The organism is Streptomyces decoyicus, assembly GCF_019880305.1.
Lineage (GTDB): Bacteria > Actinomycetota > Actinomycetes > Streptomycetales > Streptomycetaceae > Streptomyces > Streptomyces decoyicus.
Map to the genome: position 1 here is coordinate 3,607,710 of NZ_CP082301.1, position 16,155 is coordinate 3,623,864.

At 72.2% G+C, this 16,155-nt stretch carries 14 protein-coding genes; 6 read left to right on the forward strand and 8 right to left on the reverse strand.

Going from position 1 to position 16,155, the window contains the following annotated elements:
* The first annotated feature begins 35 nt into the window (after positions 1–35).
* Complete coding sequence (locus K7C20_RS15700; RefSeq protein ID WP_030082736.1) at positions 36–869, forward strand: L,D-transpeptidase family protein; 834 nt, start codon at positions 36–38, stop codon at positions 867–869.
* A complete protein-coding gene (locus tag K7C20_RS15705) occupies positions 862–1,974 on the forward strand; it encodes a P1 family peptidase (RefSeq protein ID WP_030082738.1) in 1,113 nt (370 codons plus the stop codon). The genes K7C20_RS15700 and K7C20_RS15705 overlap by 8 nt, the downstream gene beginning before the upstream one ends.
* A gap of 46 nt (positions 1,975–2,020) precedes the next feature.
* Here K7C20_RS15705 and K7C20_RS15710 read toward each other — a convergent pair whose 3' ends face one another.
* Positions 2,021–2,737 (reverse strand): VIT1/CCC1 transporter family protein, encoded by a 717-nt coding sequence (locus tag K7C20_RS15710; RefSeq protein WP_053208761.1) that lies wholly within the window; start codon positions 2,735–2,737, stop codon positions 2,021–2,023.
* Between the two features lie 85 nt (positions 2,738–2,822).
* Between K7C20_RS15710 and K7C20_RS15715 the strand changes: the two genes are divergently transcribed.
* On the forward strand, positions 2,823–3,446 hold the full coding sequence (locus tag K7C20_RS15715) for a YIP1 family protein (RefSeq protein ID WP_246655307.1): 624 nt from the start codon (positions 2,823–2,825) through the stop codon (positions 3,444–3,446).
* 24 nt (positions 3,447–3,470) lie between these two features.
* Here K7C20_RS15715 and K7C20_RS15720 read toward each other — a convergent pair whose 3' ends face one another.
* The gene (locus K7C20_RS15720) at positions 3,471–3,803 is read right to left on the reverse strand and encodes a hypothetical protein (protein WP_053208763.1); all 333 of its coding nucleotides are present in this window, start codon (positions 3,801–3,803) and stop codon (positions 3,471–3,473) included.
* Between the two features lie 273 nt (positions 3,804–4,076).
* On the opposite strand from K7C20_RS15720, the gene K7C20_RS15725 reads away from it, so the two are divergent.
* The gene (locus K7C20_RS15725) at positions 4,077–5,393 is read left to right on the forward strand and encodes a CaiB/BaiF CoA transferase family protein (RefSeq protein WP_078952970.1); all 1,317 of its coding nucleotides are present in this window, start codon (positions 4,077–4,079) and stop codon (positions 5,391–5,393) included.
* Between the two features lie 82 nt (positions 5,394–5,475).
* Complete coding sequence (locus K7C20_RS15730; protein WP_222892615.1) at positions 5,476–6,822, forward strand: L,D-transpeptidase; 1,347 nt, start codon at positions 5,476–5,478, stop codon at positions 6,820–6,822.
* A 149-nt stretch (positions 6,823–6,971) separates the two neighbouring features.
* Here the strand turns inward: K7C20_RS15730 and K7C20_RS15735 are convergent, their stop codons facing one another.
* Positions 6,972–8,441, reverse strand: a complete 1,470-nt coding sequence (locus K7C20_RS15735) for an MDR family MFS transporter (protein WP_245170997.1) — start codon at positions 8,439–8,441, stop codon at positions 6,972–6,974.
* A gap of 388 nt (positions 8,442–8,829) precedes the next feature.
* On the opposite strand from K7C20_RS15735, the gene K7C20_RS15740 reads away from it, so the two are divergent.
* Positions 8,830–9,609: a TetR/AcrR family transcriptional regulator C-terminal domain-containing protein gene (locus K7C20_RS15740; RefSeq protein WP_053208787.1), complete on the forward strand. Its 780-nt coding sequence runs from the start codon at positions 8,830–8,832 to the stop codon at positions 9,607–9,609.
* Positions 9,610–9,717: 108 nt separating this feature from the next.
* On the opposite strand, the gene K7C20_RS15745 is transcribed toward K7C20_RS15740, so the two are convergent.
* The 5 genes from K7C20_RS15745 to K7C20_RS15765 form a co-directional block, all read right to left on the reverse strand.
* Positions 9,718–10,446, reverse strand: coding sequence for a hypothetical protein (locus K7C20_RS15745; RefSeq protein ID WP_052414391.1), 729 nt, complete (start codon positions 10,444–10,446; stop codon positions 9,718–9,720).
* Positions 10,447–10,600: 154 nt separating this feature from the next.
* Positions 10,601–12,694, reverse strand: coding sequence for a PTS fructose transporter subunit IIABC (locus K7C20_RS15750; RefSeq protein WP_030089387.1), 2,094 nt, complete (start codon positions 12,692–12,694; stop codon positions 10,601–10,603).
* Positions 12,695–13,030: 336 nt separating this feature from the next.
* Entirely contained in the window at positions 13,031–13,978 is a 948-nt protein-coding gene (gene pfkB, locus K7C20_RS15755; protein ID WP_053208788.1) for a 1-phosphofructokinase, read from the reverse strand.
* Complete coding sequence (locus K7C20_RS15760; protein ID WP_030077571.1) at positions 13,975–14,757, reverse strand: DeoR/GlpR family DNA-binding transcription regulator; 783 nt, start codon at positions 14,755–14,757, stop codon at positions 13,975–13,977. The genes pfkB and K7C20_RS15760 overlap by 4 nt, the downstream gene beginning before the upstream one ends.
* Before the next feature lie 299 nt (positions 14,758–15,056).
* Positions 15,057–16,058 (reverse strand): sigma-70 family RNA polymerase sigma factor, encoded by a 1,002-nt coding sequence (locus tag K7C20_RS15765; protein ID WP_030077569.1) that lies wholly within the window; start codon positions 16,056–16,058, stop codon positions 15,057–15,059.
* Positions 16,059–16,155 lie beyond the last annotated feature (97 nt).

Below are 16,155 nucleotides of genomic sequence, written 5' to 3' on the forward strand. Positions count from 1 at the left end.
AACGACCACCGTCCGTACCTGAGGAGACGCCAGCCATGGCCCGCCACGCTCAGTCCCGCGTGCGGACGAGACTGTCCCGGCGCAGCAAGGCCGTAGGCGGTCTCGCCCTCTCCACCCTGGTCGGCACCGCCCTGTGGGCGTGGCCGGCTTCGGGCGACGACCACAACAGCGGGACCGACGCCAAGAGCACCACGTCCACGACGGCTTCCGGTCCGGACACGCCACGCATCCCTGTGTCCGCCGCGAAATCCGCCCCGAACGCCGCACCGAATCCCCCGGCCGGACGGCCCATCCCGGGCCTCGGCGACGCCGCCCGGAAGCGGATACCGGCCAACTCACGACAGGTGCTGGTGGTCACGGGAAAGGACATGGACTCCTTCGAGTCCCGGGTCGTCCTCTACACCCGTGAGGAGGGCTCCGACGACTGGGAGCCGGGTCCCACCTGGCCCGCGCACAACGCCGCCCGCGGCTGGACGGACGACCACCATTACGGCGACCTGCGCTCCCCCATCGGTGTCTTCTCCCTCACCGACGCGGGCGGCCTGCTGGCCGCCCCCGGGGACACCAAACTCCCCTACGACCACAACAGCAGCTTCGTCGCCGGCGGCACGGGTGTGGAGGGCGAGCCGCTGGCCGGCGCCTTCGACTACGTCATCGCCATCAACTACAACCGGGAGTCCGGCACCTCTCCCCTGGACCCGCAGCGCCCGTGGGGCGACGCCAAGGGCGGCGGCGTCTGGCTGCATGTCGACCACGACGGCCCCACCCAGGGCTGTGTGAGCCTCAAGCCCAAGGTGATGCGCGAGCTGCTGCGCACCCTCGACCCCGATCTGCACCCGGTCATCGTGATGGGGCCGGCCGATTACTGAGCACCCGCCGCACCCCGCGGGGCCGCAGGACGCCCTCACCGACGTCCTCGGCCTCCGGGTCGGCCACGCCCAGCGGGCCGGCGGCGGCTACCTGACCGGCACCACCGTCGTCCTGGCGCCCGAGGGCGGTGCCGTCGCGGCCGTCGACGTACGCGGCGGCGGCCCCGGCACCCGGGAGACCGACGCGCTCGACCCGCGCAACCTCGTCCAGCGCATCGAGGCGGTCGTGCTGACCGGCGGCAGCGCCTTCGGTCTTGACGCCGCGTCCGGTGTCGCCGCCTGGCTGGAGGAGCGGGGCCGCGGCTTCCGCGTCGGCCCCGATCCCGCGCAGGTCGTACCCGTCGTGCCGGCCGCGGCCCTCTTCGACCTGGGGCGCGGCGGCGACTGGCGGGCCCGGCCGGATGCCGCGCTGGGCCGGGCGGCGGCCGAGGCCGCGGCGGGCACCGGGCCCGGCGCACCGGTCGCCCAGGGCAATACGGGCGCCGGGACGGGCGCGGTGGCCGGCGGCCTCAAGGGCGGCATCGGCACCGCGAGCGCGGTGCTCCCCTCGGGCGGCACCGTCGCCGCGCTCGCCGCCGTCAATGCCGCGGGCTCCGTCACCGACCCGCGCACCGGCGCCCTCTACGGCCGTCTGTACGAGAACCCCACCGCCCTGCCCTCCCCCGAGGTGCACGCCACCGCACTGCGCCGGCTGGCCGAGGCCAGGGAAACATCCCGGGCCCGCTCGGCCGCGTCCGTCCGTCCGCCGCTCAACACCACCCTCGCCGTGGTCGCCACGGACGTCGCCCTCACTCGCGCCCAGGCCCACAAGCTCGCCGGGACCGCCCACGACGGTCTGGCCCGTGCCATCCGTCCGGTCCATCTCCTCTCGGACGGCGACACGGTCTTCGCCCTGTCCACCGCGGCCCGCCCCCTCACCCCCGAAGAGGCCCACGGTGACCGCGCTTTCGGCGTACACGCCGAGGCCGGCGCCCTGAACGAGATCCTGTCCGCGGGCGCGGACGTCCTGACCCGCGCCGTGGTGAGCGCCGCCCGGGCAGCGGAGACGGTGGACGGCCCGGGCGGCCTCTTCCCGTCGTACCGGGATCTCTACGGGACCGTCTGACCCACGGACGGCCGCCGCCACCCGCGGCACCCGCGGCACCCGTCGCTCACGCCCCCACCGCCCCCAGCGCCGACCCCGCGGCGTAGGTCACGCCCATCGCCAGCACGCCACCCCCGACATTCCGCAGCACCGCCCACCCCACCGGCGCGGCCCCCGTCCGGGCACTGCTCCAGCCACACAGCGCCAGCGCCGCCAGCACCGCGACCACCGTGATCCACAGCCGGTGTGCGGCCGGCGGCAGCACGATCGCCAGCAGCGGCAACAACGCCCCCGCCGTGAACGCGAGGAAGCTCGCACCGGCCGCGTGCCAGGGGTTGGTGAGCTCGTCGGGATCGATGCCCAGCTCCACCTCCGCATGGGCGCGCAGCGCATCGTGCGCGGTGAGCTCCTCGGCGACCTCCCTGGCCAGGCGCTCGTTCAGTCCCTTCCCCGCCAACAGTTGCGTCAGTTCGACGAGTTCGGCCTGCGGCTCGGTCGCCAGCTCCCGCTTCTCCTGTGCCAGCGCGGCCTTCTCCGAATCCCGCTGGGTGGAGACCGACACATATTCACCGGCCGCCATCGACATGGACCCGGCGAGCAGTCCGGCCAGCCCCGCCGTCAGCAGGGCGCTGCGGGAATCGGTGGCTCCGGCCACTCCGACGACGAGTCCGGCGGTGGACACGATGCCGTCGTTGGCGCCGAGGACCGCGGCACGCAGCCAGTTGAGCCGGCTGCCGAGACCGCCGCCGTGCGCCTCGTCGTGCTCCGGTGTCTGCAAGGTCATCGGCTGAGGGTCTCATCCACAGCAGCCGTGCCGTGGCCCGACGCCCCCATCTCGCCCTGGATCGGCCGGTGGTAGAAACGGCCTTATGTCCGCACCGCCCCCCTCCCCGCCTCCCCAGCCCCCCCCGCCCACGCTCGTCCAGCCGGCACCGCGCAAGCCGGCCCCACGCCGCCGCCTGTGGTGGCACCGGCTGATATTCGGGCTCTGGTACCGCCCGGTGGAGGTGCTGGACGAGGCGCGGGACCGTAGCGCCTGGAGCGCGGCGGTGCTGCTGTCGTTGATCAGCGGCGGCATCGGGGTGCTGTCGGTGGATGCGTTCCACACCCAGTGGGCCGTCGACCACGCGGCGGCGCTGAAGCTTCTCGGACTGGGCGAGGCGGGCGTGCTGGCCGCCAGTCTGGCGCTGGGCGCGGTCGCCCACGCCATCGCCCGGACGCTCGGCGGCATAGGCCGCTTCGCGCCGACCGCAAGCCTGTTCATCGTGCTGTTCTGGGTGACGGATCTGCCGCGGATGGCGATCGCGGCCTGGCTGCCGACCGACGCCACCTTCGTGCAGGCCGCGACCTGGACGACCTGGGGGTTCGGCTATGTCCTCGCCGTACTGCTCATACGGGGCCAGCACCATCTGTCGACGTGGAAGTCGGCGGCCGCGGTATCGGTGCAGATGCTGACCGCACTGGCCCTGCTGCGGCTGGGCCCGGTGCGCTGAGACCGGGCACGGCCGGTCATCCGGTCAACTGCGGCTGGTCAGCTGCCGCACGAGCCCCGCGAACGCCGCACGCTCGGCGGCGCTCAGCTCCACGCACTCCGACGGCGGGCCGGCCGGGCCGGTCTGCCGCGGTACGGAACCGAGCAGTTGCGGGTGTACGGGCAGCGCTTCAGGGCCGGGCGGCGCGAACCGCCCACGCGGCGCGTACCGTGCCCGCATTTCCCGCTGGTCACGCCACATGGCCGCCTCGTACCGCCCCCGGCGCAGGAGTCTGGCCAGCCCGACGGCCCAGACGATGGCCACAGCGAGCAGCACGCCGAGGCCGATCTGCTGCAGAATCGAAGCGGAGGGGAGCATGCGGTCCTCCCGGACGGGTAAGGCGCTGGGGGCAGAGCCAGTAGACACCACACGTCAGGCCTTCCGACAGGGGATCTTGGGACTTAAGTCCCGAAGTGACGCATCTCCTATGACATTTCGCTACATTCCCGTCACGACACCGCACAGCAGCCACCCAAGAGGCCGCCCCGGCAGGATGCACCCCACCCCGTTGGACACCCCGGAGGCTTCCCCCGGGCGAAGACCGGCCCGGAGGATGACGGCACTTCGTTCCGCGACGTGAGGAGTACGCACGTGCCGCAGCCGCACCGGCCGTCCACCGACGCCGACACGGAGCCCGCCGACCCGACGGCCACCACGGGGCCCCTCGGCGCCGCCCCGCCCGGTGAGCCGCCCGCCCGTGCCCTGGACGGCATCCTCGTCGCGGACTTCAGCCGGGTGCTGGCCGGCCCGCTGGCCGCCGCGACGCTCGCCGACCTCGGCGCCGAGGTGATCAAGGTCGAGCGGCCCGGCACCGGTGACGACACCCGCGCCTGGGGCCCGCCGTTCGCGACCGGCTTTGCTTCCGAGGACACAACAGAGAGCAAAGGCGGAGCGCAGCGGAGCGGGACGGCCGCGTACTTCGACGCCGCGAACCGCTCCAAGCGCGGCCTGGCCCTGGACCTCGGCGACCCGGACGACGCGGCCGCGGCCCGCGAGCTGGCCCGCCGGGCCGACGTGCTGATCGAGAACTTCCGCCCCGGCTCGCTCGCCCAGTACGGCCTGGACCACACCGCCACCCGCGCCGCCAACCCGGGCCTGGTGCACTGCACCATCACCGGTTTCGGATCCGGCGCGGGCGCCCGGCTGCCCGGCTACGACTTCGTGGTACAGGCCGTCGGCGGGCTCATGAGCATCACCGGCGAGCCCGGCGGCACCCCGCTGAAGGCGGGCGTCGCCCTGGTGGACGTCCTGACCGCGAAGGACGCCACCACCGGCATCCTGGCGGCCCTGCACCACCGCGGCCGCACCGGCCAGGGGCAATGGGTGGAAGTGAATCTGCTCTCTTCTCTGCTGGGCTCGCTGGTGAACCAGGCCTCCGGATATCTGGCCACCGGTCACGACCCGGGCCCCATGGGCAACCGCCATCCGAGCATCGCCCCGTACGAGACGCTGGCCTGCCGGGACGGGCAGCTGCTGGCCGTGGCGGTGGGGAACGACCGTCAGTTCCGGGCGCTGGCACAGACGCTGGGCGTACCGGAACTCGCCGACGATGTCCGGTACGCCCGCAATCAGGACCGGGTGCAAAACCGCACATACCTCATCAAAGCCCTGGAAAGCCGACTGGCCACCGACACCCCGCAGAACTGGGCCGCGCGACTGACCCCGGCGTCGGTCCCGTGCGGCCCGGTCAACACCCTCTCCGAGGCCCTGGAGTTGGCGGCGCGGCTCGGCCTCGATCCGGTGACCCCCGTCGGCGAGGGACGCATCCCCCAAGTCACCAGCCCACTCCGCCTCTCGGGCACTCCGGTGTCCCAACCCGCCGCTCCACCCCGCCTGGACGAACACGGCACGCCACTGCGAACCTGGCTGTCGGGACCGGCCGACCGCCCTCTACCTCCGCACATGTGACCTTCGTCACAAGGAGGCCGTACCCGCAACCAAATCTGCCCGCTCGTGCTGTTTACCAGCACGGAAACACAACACCCCTGTTATGGAGCAGCTCGTGACAACGCCGGACAACCTCGCGCCCGCTCGGTCCCGCACCCCGCACCAGCTGCTCCCCTCGGTCGAGCAGCCGGCGCCGGGCGCGCCGCGCCGTAACCGGCGGATGCGCCGCACGCTCGCCGTGACGGCGCTGTTCGCCGCGGGCGCGCTGACCCTGTCCGCCTGTGGCGGGGACGCCTCGGCCGGCGGCAACGACGACGGCAAGAACGGCCAGGCCGGCGCGGACGCCGCGGCCGCCAAGAACGCCTCGGACGTCAAGATCAAGGTCTCGTCGGACGACGGCGCCACCAACGCCAGCATCAACGACACCGGCGTGAAGGCCACCGGCGGCAAGCTGACCGAGGTGAAGCTCACCGAGGCCGACTCCGGCAAGGACGTGGCCGGTGCCATATCGTCCGACGGCACGTCCTGGAAGCCCGGCGTCCAGCTGGAGCGCGGCACCAAGTACAAGATCGTGGCGAAGGGCAAGGACGCCAAGGGCCGGGCCGTCACCGAGAACGCCTCCTTCACGACGGTCTCGCAGGCCAACAGCTTCATCGGCAGCTACACCCCCGACAACGGCAAGACCGTCGGCGTCGGCATGCCGGTGTCCTTCAACTTCGACAAGGCGATCACCAACAAGAAGGACGTCCAGTCCCACATCACGGTGACCTCCAGCAGCGGCCAGAAGGTCGTCGGCCACTGGTTCGGCACCCAGCGCCTGGACTTCCGTCCCGAGGACTACTGGAAGGCCGGCTCCAAGGTCACCATGAAGATCGACCTGGAGGGGGTGAAGGGCGGCCAGGGCATCACCGGCGTGCAGTCCAAGACGGTCTCCTTCACCATCGGGCGCTCGCAGGTCTCCACGGTCGACATGAACACCCAGCACATGACGGTCAAGCGGGACGGCAAGACCCTCAAGGACGTCCCGATCTCCGGCGGCAGCCCCGAGAACCCCACCTACAACGGCCAGATGGTGATCTCGGAGAAGTTCGAGCAGACCCGCATGGACGGCTCGACCGTCGGCTTCAAGAAGAAGGACGGCAAGGGCGAGTACGACATCCCTGACGTCCCGCACGCCATGCGGCTGTCGGCCTCCGGCACCTTCCTCCACGGCAACTACTGGGGCTCCCCGTCCATCTTCGGCCAGGCCGGCACCAGCCACGGCTGTGTCGGCCTGCGGGACAACAAGGGCGGCGGGGGCGACACCCCGGGCAAGTGGTTCTTCAACGAGTCGCTGATCGGCGATGTCGTCATCGTGCAGAACTCGAAGGACGAGACCGTCAAGCCGGACAACGGCCTCAACGGCTGGAACCTGTCCTGGTCCGAGTGGCAGGCGGGCAGCGCGGTCTGACGGACGAAGGTCCGAGGCGCACAGACGAAGGCGGTGGCCGGTCCCTGACAGGGGCCGGCCACCGCCTTGTGCGTACGGGGCCGCTGTCTGCGGTCCCGTAGGTCACCGGGCCTGGCAGGTCACCAGGTCCGGTGAGGCGGCCGACCCGGTCAGTCGGCCGGCCCCGGTCCGTCGGCCGGATCCACCGCACTCCGCAGCGGCACCTCCCGTACGAACCAGGCGGCCGCGAAGCCGAGGACGGCCAGTACCGCGGCGCCGAGCAGGACGCCGTGCAGCCCGCTGGTGACCGCCGCACGGTAGGCGTCCCGTACCGGTGCGGCCACCCCGTCCAGCACCTGGGGCGTCAGCTGTCCGGCGCCCGCCGTCAGCCGGTCCGCGGCGCTCTCCCCCACCCGCTCGGCGAGCCCGCTGTGCAGCCGCCCGGTGAAGACGGCACCCAGCAGGGCGACGCCGAGCGAGCCGCCGACCGTACGCAGCAGCGTGACCGTGCCGCCGGCGGCGCCCATGTCGCGGGGCTCCGCGCTGTTCATGGTGATGATCATGGTGCTCTGCATGACGAACCCGATGCCCATCCCCGCGACGACGGTGAGCGCGGAGGCCAGGGCCGTCCCGGTGCCCGTACCGAGCGACAGCAGGATCAGGACGCCCACGGTCAACACCGCGCCGCCCAGGATCGGATAGACCCGATAGCGGCCGTTACGGCTGATCAGCGCCCCGGTGCCGAGCTGTACACCGAGCATCCCGAACATCAGCGGCAGCAACAGCAGCCCGCCGGCCGTCGGCGACAGCCCCTGCACGAGCTGCATGTACTGCGGCAGATAGCTGGTCGCGCCGAGCATCACCGCACCGACCAGAAAGCTCAGGATCTGCGCCACGGTGAAATTGCGGCTGCGGAACAGCCGGGGCGGGATGACCGGTTCCACGGCCCGCCGCTCGACCCGTACGAACCAGGCCGCCGCCACCGCGGCCACCGCCGCCAGCCCGAGAATCTGCGGTGACCCCCAGCCGTACCGGACGCCGCCCCAACTGGCCAGCAGGGTCAGCGCCAGGATGGCGGCGGACAGCAGCGCCACGCCCGCGTAGTCGATCCGCGCCGTGCTCCGCCCGCTGCGGCCCAGCCGGATCCACCCCCCGACGATCACCAGCGCCACCGCTCCGATCGGCACATTCACGTAGAACGCCCACCGCCAGCTCAGATGGTCCGTGAGGAAGCCGCCCAGCAGCGGCCCGCCGATGAACGCGACCGGCATCATGGCGCCGATCATCGACTGCATCCGGCCGCTCTGCCGGGGCGGCACCAGCACCCCGATGACCGACAGCGCTCCGACCATCAACCCGCCCGCGCCCAGCCCCTGCACGGCCCGGAACGCGATGAGCTGCCCCATGTCCTGCGCCAGCCCGGACAGCATCGACCCGGCCAGAAAGAGCACGACCGCCGCCATGAACGTGCCCTTGCGGCCGTAGAGATCCCCCGCCTTCCCCCAGATCGGTGTCGCCACGGCGGTGGTGAGCAGATAGGCCGTCACCACCCACGACAGCTGGTCCAGTCCCCCGAGGTCCCCGACGATCGTGGGCAGCGCCGTCCCCACGATCAGACCGTCCACCATCGCCAGGAACATCCCGAGCAGCAGCCCGAACACCCCGAAGTACAACGACCGCGGCGGCCGCCCCCCGGGCACCGCCTCGTCCGCCTCTCCGGCCTCGTCCGCTCCTCCGGCCGCCTTGCTGCCTCCTCCGACCGCCCTGCCGTCTTCGGCCGGGTCTGCCCCGACGGCCTGGCCGGCCGCTTCGGTCGAACCGTTGGTCACCCTCACTGCGCCCCCTCGCTCCGCGTTTCCGTTTCTCCGCAGCAACCGGCAACGACGTGCCTCTTCGCTGCGCCGTGTGTACGGCGTATCGAGCGAATACAACGTACACATCAGCGTGTACAGCGTCTACTGCTGATACGTTGTACGCGTCGCTCCGGGAGATCCGGGAAGCGGGAGGATCCGGGAAGGAAGTGAGCCCATGTCCGGCAAGAAGCCAGCCGGAGCCGAGGACCGGACGCCGTCCGGGCCCGCCACGGAGCCGGACCCGGCAGCGGTCTCCCTCTGGGAGCGCCTGGACCGGCCGGCGCCGGCTCCGCGGGCCGCCCTGACCCCGCAGAAGATCGCCGCGGCCGCCGTCCGCATCGCCGACGCCGAGGGCATCGACGCCGTCACCATGCGCCGCCTGGCCACCGAACTGGGCGTCGCCCCCATGGCGGCGTACCGCTATGTCTCCGGCAAGGGCGATGTCCTGGACCTGATGACGGACGCGGTCTACGCGGACCTCACACTGCCTGACGACATCGAGAACTGGCGCGACGTCATGCGCACCAACGCGCTGCGCACCCGGGAGATCGTGCTGCGCCACCCCTGGCTCATCCAGATCTCCTCACCGCAGTCGTTGCGCGCGCTCACCCCGAACCGGATGTCCGTGGCCGAGCGGGCGCTCTCCGCCCTGGACGGTCTCGGACTCGATGTCGACGCGATGATGGCCGTGCTCGGCACCGTCAACTCCTATGTCCACGGCGCGGTTTCGGCCGAATGTGCCCACCACTGCCTGATGCGGGAGCAGGGCTGGGCCGGCCCCGACGAACTGCGGACCGCCCTCGCCCCGCAGATGAGCTACCTGATGAGCACCGGGCGCTACCCCACCTATCACCGCTATCTCCACGAGGCCACCCGCAAGGACGACCCGCAGTGGCGCTTCGAAACCGGCCTGGACAGCGTCCTCGACGGCATCGCGGCCCGGCTGGGAATCTGAGCGGCCCGCAGCACGGCTCAGCGGCCTGCAGCACGGCCAGCGGCCGCCGGATGTTCCGACGGCCGCTGAACGGTGCTGAGAGGAGTCGCTGGGGACTCCGTGCGGGGCTTACGGGTGGTAGTGCTCGACGATCTTCGTGGCGGCGCCGTCCCGCACGGTCACCCGGACGTCGACGGAGCCGAGCTTGGCCGCCTTGCGCGCGTCGTCGAGGGTGCACGAAGCGGTGCCGTAGCCGGAGCCATCCAGGTGGACGCGCCCGTCGGAGGCCTCGCAGAGCGCCGCCGCACCGAGCACCTTGGTGCTGTCGAGGAGGTGGAACGCCTGCTCCGCGCCGCTCTCCGGGGCCACCGTGAGCTTGTACTCGGTGAGCCACTTCAGCTTGCCGACCCAGGTGCCGTTGACGCCCTTACGGCCGGCGGAGGCACCGCCCTGCCCACCGGGGCCACCCGTCGCGGACGCCTGGCCCCCGTTGGTGCCCGTACGCGAGGCGCCCTTCCCCGTTGCGGCACCGGAACCACCGCCCGACTGCTCCCCGCCCGCCGAGGACGAGCCCGAGGACGAGCCGCCCGTGGACGAGCCGCCCGAGGAGGAACCGCCCGAGGCGCCACCGGAAGTGGAGTCCCCCGCCGTGGACCCGCCGTCCGACGCGGCCTGGCTGCTCGCGGCGGAGGGCGCGGCCGACGCCTTGTCATCACCGTTCTGGCAGGCGGTCAGCGACAGCGCCGCGGCGGCGACGAGCGAGGCGACGGCGAGCCGGCGACCGCGGCGCAGGGTGGTGGCGAGCGACATGAGGATTCCCCCGGGGTGGTGACTGGTGTCCTTCGGCGTGACATCCATGACTCTCGTCGCGCCGGCTAAAGATCGGCTAACGCACGAGTAACCCCGTCTTACGTCCCGTCAGAACACGTCGCCGGACGGGCTTGAGAGGTGCCTGCGCCGAGGCCTCCACCTGGGTCGGCGGAAGCCTCGGCACGCTCGGGCGGAGCGGAGATCAGGCGGCGACCGTCACCTCGGCCTCGCCGTCGGCCGGCGAGTCCGCCGCGCGGGTGTGCGGCGTCTTGCGCAGCCCCTTGAGGAGGATCACCAGGGCCGCGCTGACGCCCGTACCCGCGGCGATGGCCAGCAGGTAGAGGAACGGCTGGCCGATCAGGGGGACGACGAAGATGCCGCCGTGCGGGGCGCGGAGGGTGCAGCCGAACGCCATCGACAGGGCTCCGGTGACCGCCCCACCGGCCATCGCGGAGGGAATGACGCGCAGCGGGTCGGCGGCGGCGAAGGGGATCGCGCCCTCGGTGATGAAGGAAGCGCCGAGCACCCAGGCCGCCTTGCCGTTCTCCCGCTCGGCCTTGGTGAAGAGCCGGCCGCGGACGGTCGTGGCCAGCGCCATCGCCAGCGGCGGGACCATACCGGCCGCCATCACCGCGGCCATGACCTTCAGGCTGCCCTCGTTGGGGTTGGCGAGGCCGCCGACCGCGAAGGCGTAGGCGACCTTGTTCAGCGGGCCGCCGAGGTCGAAGCACATCATCAGGCCGAGCAGAGCACCCAGCATGATCGCGTTGGCGCCGGTGAGACCGGACAGCCAGTCCGTCAGCCCCTTTTGCAGCGCGGCGATCGGCTTGCCCACCACGAGGAACATCAGGAAGCCGACGATCGCCGACGAGATGAGCGGGATGACCACGACCGGCATGATGCCGCGCAGCACCGGCGGTATGCCCACCCGCTGAATCGTCATCACCACCGCACCCGCGATCAGACCGGCGATCAGGCCGCCGAGGAAGCCCGCGTTGATCGTGAGCGCGATCGCGCCGCCGACGAAGCCCGGGACGAGGCCGGGCCGGTCCGCCATGCCGTACGCGATGAATCCGGCCAGGACCGGGACGAGGAAGCCGAACGCCACACTGCCGATCTGGAAGAGCAGCGCCGCCCAGCTCGTGGCATCGGCCCAGACGAAGTGCTCGGCGACGGAGGGCGCCTTGTTGATCGTGTAGCCGCCGATGGCGAAGGCGAGCGCGATGAGCAGACCGCCCGCGGCGACGAACGGGACCATGTAACTGACGCCGGTCATCAGCCACTTGCGGAGGCGGGTGGCGAAGCCGTCGCCCGTCTCGGCGTCCTTGTCCATGGGCGCGGCGGCGCGCGCGGTGCCGGACACCTCGCCGCGTTCGGCCTTCTGCCGTACCTCGGCGATGAGTTCGGCGGGACGGTTGATGCCCGCCTTCACTCCGACGTCGACCGTCGGCTTCCCGGCGAACCGTTCCTTCTCCCGTACCTCGACGTCATGCGCGAAGATCACGCCGTCCGCGTCCCTGACGAGCTGCGGGTCGAGCCGCTTGAACCCGGCCGAGCCCTGGGTCTCGACGGACACCTCGACACCGGCGGCCTGCCCGGCCTTCTCCAGCGACTCGGCGGCCATGTAGGTGTGCGCGATGCCGGTGGGGCAGGAGGTGATGGCGACGATACGGAAGGGGGCGGCCGCGGAGGGGGCCTCGGGAGGAGCCGCGGGAGGGACCTCGGAGGGGGCCTCGGCGGGGACCTCGGTCGATGCTGCGGGGGCCTCTTCCGCCTCAGGTGCTGTCTCCGGCCGGGTGCCCTTTTCCGGGGCCGGGGCCTGGGCGGGGGCCTGGGCCGAGGGCTCCCCCGCCGGCTCGTCGCCACGGATCAGTGCCGCCGTCCGCTCCGGTTCGGTGGCGGACCGCAGCGCGCCGGTGAAGGACTCGTCCATCAGGCTCCGGGCGAGGGTCGAGAGGATCGACAGATGGTCCGCGTCACCGCCCGCCGGGGCGGCGATCAGGAAGATCAGGTCGGCCGGGCCGTCGGGCGCACCGAAGTCGATACCGGAGGCGCTGCGTCCGAAGGCCAGCGTCGGCTCCGTGACATGCGTGCTGCGGCAGTGCGGAATCCCGATCCCGCCGTCCAGACCGGTCGGCATCTGGGCCTCGCGCGCGGCCACATCCGCGAGGAACCCCTCCAGGTCGGTGACGCGACCGTGGGCGGCCATCCGCTCGGCCAGGGACCGTGCGGCGGCGTCCTTCGTTTCTGCGGACAGGTCGAGGTCGACCAGTTCCGCGGTGATCAGCTCACTCATCGCGGGCTCCCTTGCGCGCGGTACCGCCGTGGGGGCGGTGGGGACGGAACGGGGGGTGGGGACGGATCTGGGGGTGGCTGGAGCGCCTCCCGGCAGCGGCCGGAGGGCGGTGTCGAGGGGGCAGGCCGACAACTCGGCGCACGGCGGCCATGCCGGCAACTCGCCGCGCGGCAGGCCCGGCAACAGCTCGCCGCACGCCAGGCCCGACAACAGCTCGCCGCACGCCAGGCCCGACAACAGCTCGCCGCACGCCAGGCCTGACAACAGCTCGCCGTCCGCCAGGCCCGGCAACAGCTCGCTGCGCTGCGGCAACACCAGCGGCTTCGCGCGCGGCCGTCATGACACCGGCTCCGTCAGTACGCGGTGGAGCGGCACCGCATCGGTGGTCCTGACCGCCGACGTGTCCAGATCGGCCGGTGTCGGCATCTGGCTGCCGGGCAGCTGGACGGCGGCCGCGCCATGGGCCAGTGCGGCGGCCAGCGCCATCGGTCCCGTACCGCCCGCGGCGAGAAAGCCCGCCAGTGAGGCATCGCCCGCGCCGACGTTGCTGCGGACGGCGACGACCGGGGCGCTGCCGAAGAAGGCGCCCTCCTCGTCGACGAGGAGCTGGCCGTCCGCCCCCAGGGAGGCCAGTACGGCGCGGGCTCCCGAGGCCCGCAGCTCCTCGGCGGCCTTGACCGCGTCGCCGAGGGTCGCGAGCGGGCGGCCGACGGCCTGCGCCAGCTCCTCGGCGTTCGGCTTGACGACGTCCGGGCGTTCGCGCAGCGCCGCGGTCAGCGAGGGGCCCGAGGTGTCCAGGGCGATCCGGGCGCCGGCCCGGTGGGCGCGGGCGACCAGCTCCGCGTACCACTCGGGCGCCAGACCGCGCGGCAGACTGCCGCAGCAGGCGATCCAGTCGGCGCCGGCGGAGCGCGCGCCGACCGTGGTGAGCAGTGCCTCCGACTCGTCGGCGGTCAGCTCGGGCCCGGTCGCATTGATCTTCGTCAGGGTGCCGTCGGGTTCCGCGACCGAGATGTTGGAGCGGGTCTGCCCGGCCACCTGGACCCCCGCCACCTCGATGCCCTCGTCGCCCAGCAGCCCGGCCAGCGCCGCACCCGCCGGGCCGCCCAGGGGCAGTACGGCGAGGGTGCGGTGGCCGGCGGCGGCGACCGCCCGCGAGACATTGACGCCCTTGCCACCGGGGTCGATCCGGTCGGCGGTGGCCCGGAGCACGGCCCCGCGGTCCAGCGCCGGGATCTCGTACGTACGGTCCAGGCTGGGGTTGGGGGTGACGGTGAGGATCATGCGCGTACTACTCCCGTGCCCGCGCGCTCGATGGCGAGGGCGTCGTCGGGGCTCAGGCCGGTGTCGGTGATGAGCAGGTCCACATCGGACAGCTCGCCGAAGCGGGCGAAGTGCTGCTGCCCGAATTTGGCGGAGTCCGCGAGGAGGACGACCCGGCGGGCGGCGGCGATCAGCGCCCGCTTCACGGCGGCCTCCGCGAGGTCGGGGGTGGTCAGGCCGCCCTCGAGCGAGAAGCCGTTGGTCGCGAGGAACAGCACATCCGCGTTGAGCTCGCGGTAGGCGCGCAGCGCCCAGTCGTCGACCGCGGCCCGCGTACGGCGCCGGATCCGGCCGCCGACGAGGTGGAGGGTGAGCCCGGGGTGGTCGGCCAGCCGTGCGGCGACCGGCAGACCGTGGGTGACGACGGTCAGCTCGGCCTCCAGCGGGATCTCCGCGGCGAGCCGGACGGCGGTCGTACCGGCGTCCAGGATCACGCTCCCGGATCCGGCGGCGCCGCCGTCTCCGCCGGGGAGCTCGGCGAGCGCGGCCCGCGCGATGCGCTGCTTCTCGTCGGCGGCGACGGCGTCCCGCTCGGCGAGGTCGGGTTCGAAGTCCAGCCGGCCGGCCGGGATGGCACCGCCGTGCACCCGGCGCACCAGCCCGGCCCGGTCCAGCGCCTTCAGATCGCGCCGCACGGTCTCGGCGGTGACCTGGAACTCCTCCGCCAGGGAGAGCACATCGACCCGTCCGCCCTCACGGGCGAGCCGCAGAATCTCCTGCTGGCGTTCCGGTGCATACATCAGCGTCTGTGTCCGTTCCATGCCCGAACCTGTGGTTTCAACGCGATGCTACGCCTGGTTTTCCGCGAAGTAAACGTAAATGGACTCTGGCCAGACTCAAACGGACATCGAAGCCCCGAGTCGCGCCCCCTTGGAGCGCCCCGCAGGCCTCCGACACACCTGCGGACACAAGCGGCACCCCTGCGGACCCGCACCACAGCCCTCCGGACACAACAGAGCCCCGACGCCACGAAGGGCACCGGGGCTCGTTCTCTACAGGCACAGGCCGCGCCGGGGATCTCGGCACGGGCACGCGCCGGTCATGCGGCCGCGTCGAATCCCGTGTCACCCGCCATCCGCTTCAGCTCCAGCAGGGCGTGCTTCTCTATCTGCCGGATCCGCTCGCGGGTCAGGCCGTGCTGCTTGCCGACCTCGGTCAGCGTGCGCTCACGACCGTCCTCTATGCCGTAACGGGCCTTGATGATCGAGGCCGTGCGGTGGTCGAGGCGGTCGATCAGGTCCTCCAGCTCCTCGCTGCGCAGCAGCGTGAGCACGGACTGCTCGGGCGAGGCCGCGGAGGTGTCCTCCAGCAGATCGCCGAACTGGGTGTCGCCGTCGTCGTCCACCGACATGTTGAGGCTGACCGGATCGCGCGCCCAGTCGAGGACGTCGGTGACACGGGCGGGCGTGGAGCCCAGCTCTCCGGCGACCTCCGCCGGCTCCGGGTCCCGGCCGTTCTCGCGGTTGAACTCGCGCTGCACACGGCGGATCCGGCCCAGCTCCTCGACGAGGTGCACGGGCAGCCGGATCGTGCGCGACTGGTCGGCTATGGAACGGGTGATGGCCTGGCGGATCCACCACGTCGCATACGTCGAGAACTTGAAGCCCTTGGCGTAGTCGAACTTCTCCACGGCACGCACCAGACCGGCGTTGCCCTCCTGGATCAGGTCCAGCAGGGGCAGCCCGGCGCGCGGATAACGGCGGGCCACCGCGACCACCAGGCGGAGGTTGGAGCGGATGAAGACGTCCTTGGCCCTGGCACTCTCCTCGACCAGCGCCTCGAGCTCCTCGCGGCCGGCACCTGCGGCATTACCGTCGGTGACCTCGCCGTCGAGGATCTGCTGGGCGTAGACGCCCGCCTCGATGGTCTGGGAGAGCTCGACCTCCTTGGCGGCGTCGAGCAGCGGTGTACGCGCGATCTCGTCGAGGTACATGCCGACCAGGTCGCGGTCGGCGATCTCCCCGCCTACGGCGCGAACACTGTTGGCCCCGTCAGAACCGGTGCTGCTTTCCTGACGTCGGGCGACGGCACGGGTTGCCATGCGTGTGCTCCCTTTGCGATGAGTCGGTCGCGGGACAAAGGCGGACCGGATCGGGGCATCGAATCCGATGCTCACCGCGTGGCCCGTCCGAAGGAAA

Bases quoted from the DNA above. Each gene is read 5' to 3' on its own strand.
- K7C20_RS15700 (WP_030082736.1), top strand. From the start codon at position 36: ATGGCCCGCCACGCTCAGTCCCGCGTGCGGACGAGACTGTCCCGGCGC.
- K7C20_RS15710 (WP_053208761.1), bottom strand. From the start codon at position 2,737: ATGACCTTGCAGACACCGGAGCACGACGAGGCGCACGGCGGCGGTCTC.
- K7C20_RS15715 (WP_246655307.1), top strand. From the start codon at position 2,823: ATGTCCGCACCGCCCCCCTCCCCGCCTCCCCAGCCCCCCCCGCCCACG.
- K7C20_RS15720 (WP_053208763.1), bottom strand. From the start codon at position 3,803: ATGCTCCCCTCCGCTTCGATTCTGCAGCAGATCGGCCTCGGCGTGCTG.
- K7C20_RS15730 (WP_222892615.1), top strand. From the start codon at position 5,476: ATGGAGCAGCTCGTGACAACGCCGGACAACCTCGCGCCCGCTCGGTCC.
- K7C20_RS15735 (WP_245170997.1), bottom strand. From the start codon at position 8,441: ATGTTCCTGGCGATGGTGGACGGTCTGATCGTGGGGACGGCGCTGCCC.
- K7C20_RS15740 (WP_053208787.1), top strand. From the start codon at position 8,830: ATGTCCGGCAAGAAGCCAGCCGGAGCCGAGGACCGGACGCCGTCCGGG.
- K7C20_RS15745 (WP_052414391.1), bottom strand. From the start codon at position 10,446: ATGGATGTCACGCCGAAGGACACCAGTCACCACCCCGGGGGAATCCTC.
- K7C20_RS15750 (WP_030089387.1), bottom strand. From the start codon at position 12,694: ATGAGTGAGCTGATCACCGCGGAACTGGTCGACCTCGACCTGTCCGCA.
- pfkB (WP_053208788.1), bottom strand. From the start codon at position 13,978: ATGATCCTCACCGTCACCCCCAACCCCAGCCTGGACCGTACGTACGAG.
- K7C20_RS15760 (WP_030077571.1), bottom strand. From the start codon at position 14,757: ATGTATGCACCGGAACGCCAGCAGGAGATTCTGCGGCTCGCCCGTGAG.
- K7C20_RS15765 (WP_030077569.1), bottom strand. From the start codon at position 16,058: ATGGCAACCCGTGCCGTCGCCCGACGTCAGGAAAGCAGCACCGGTTCT.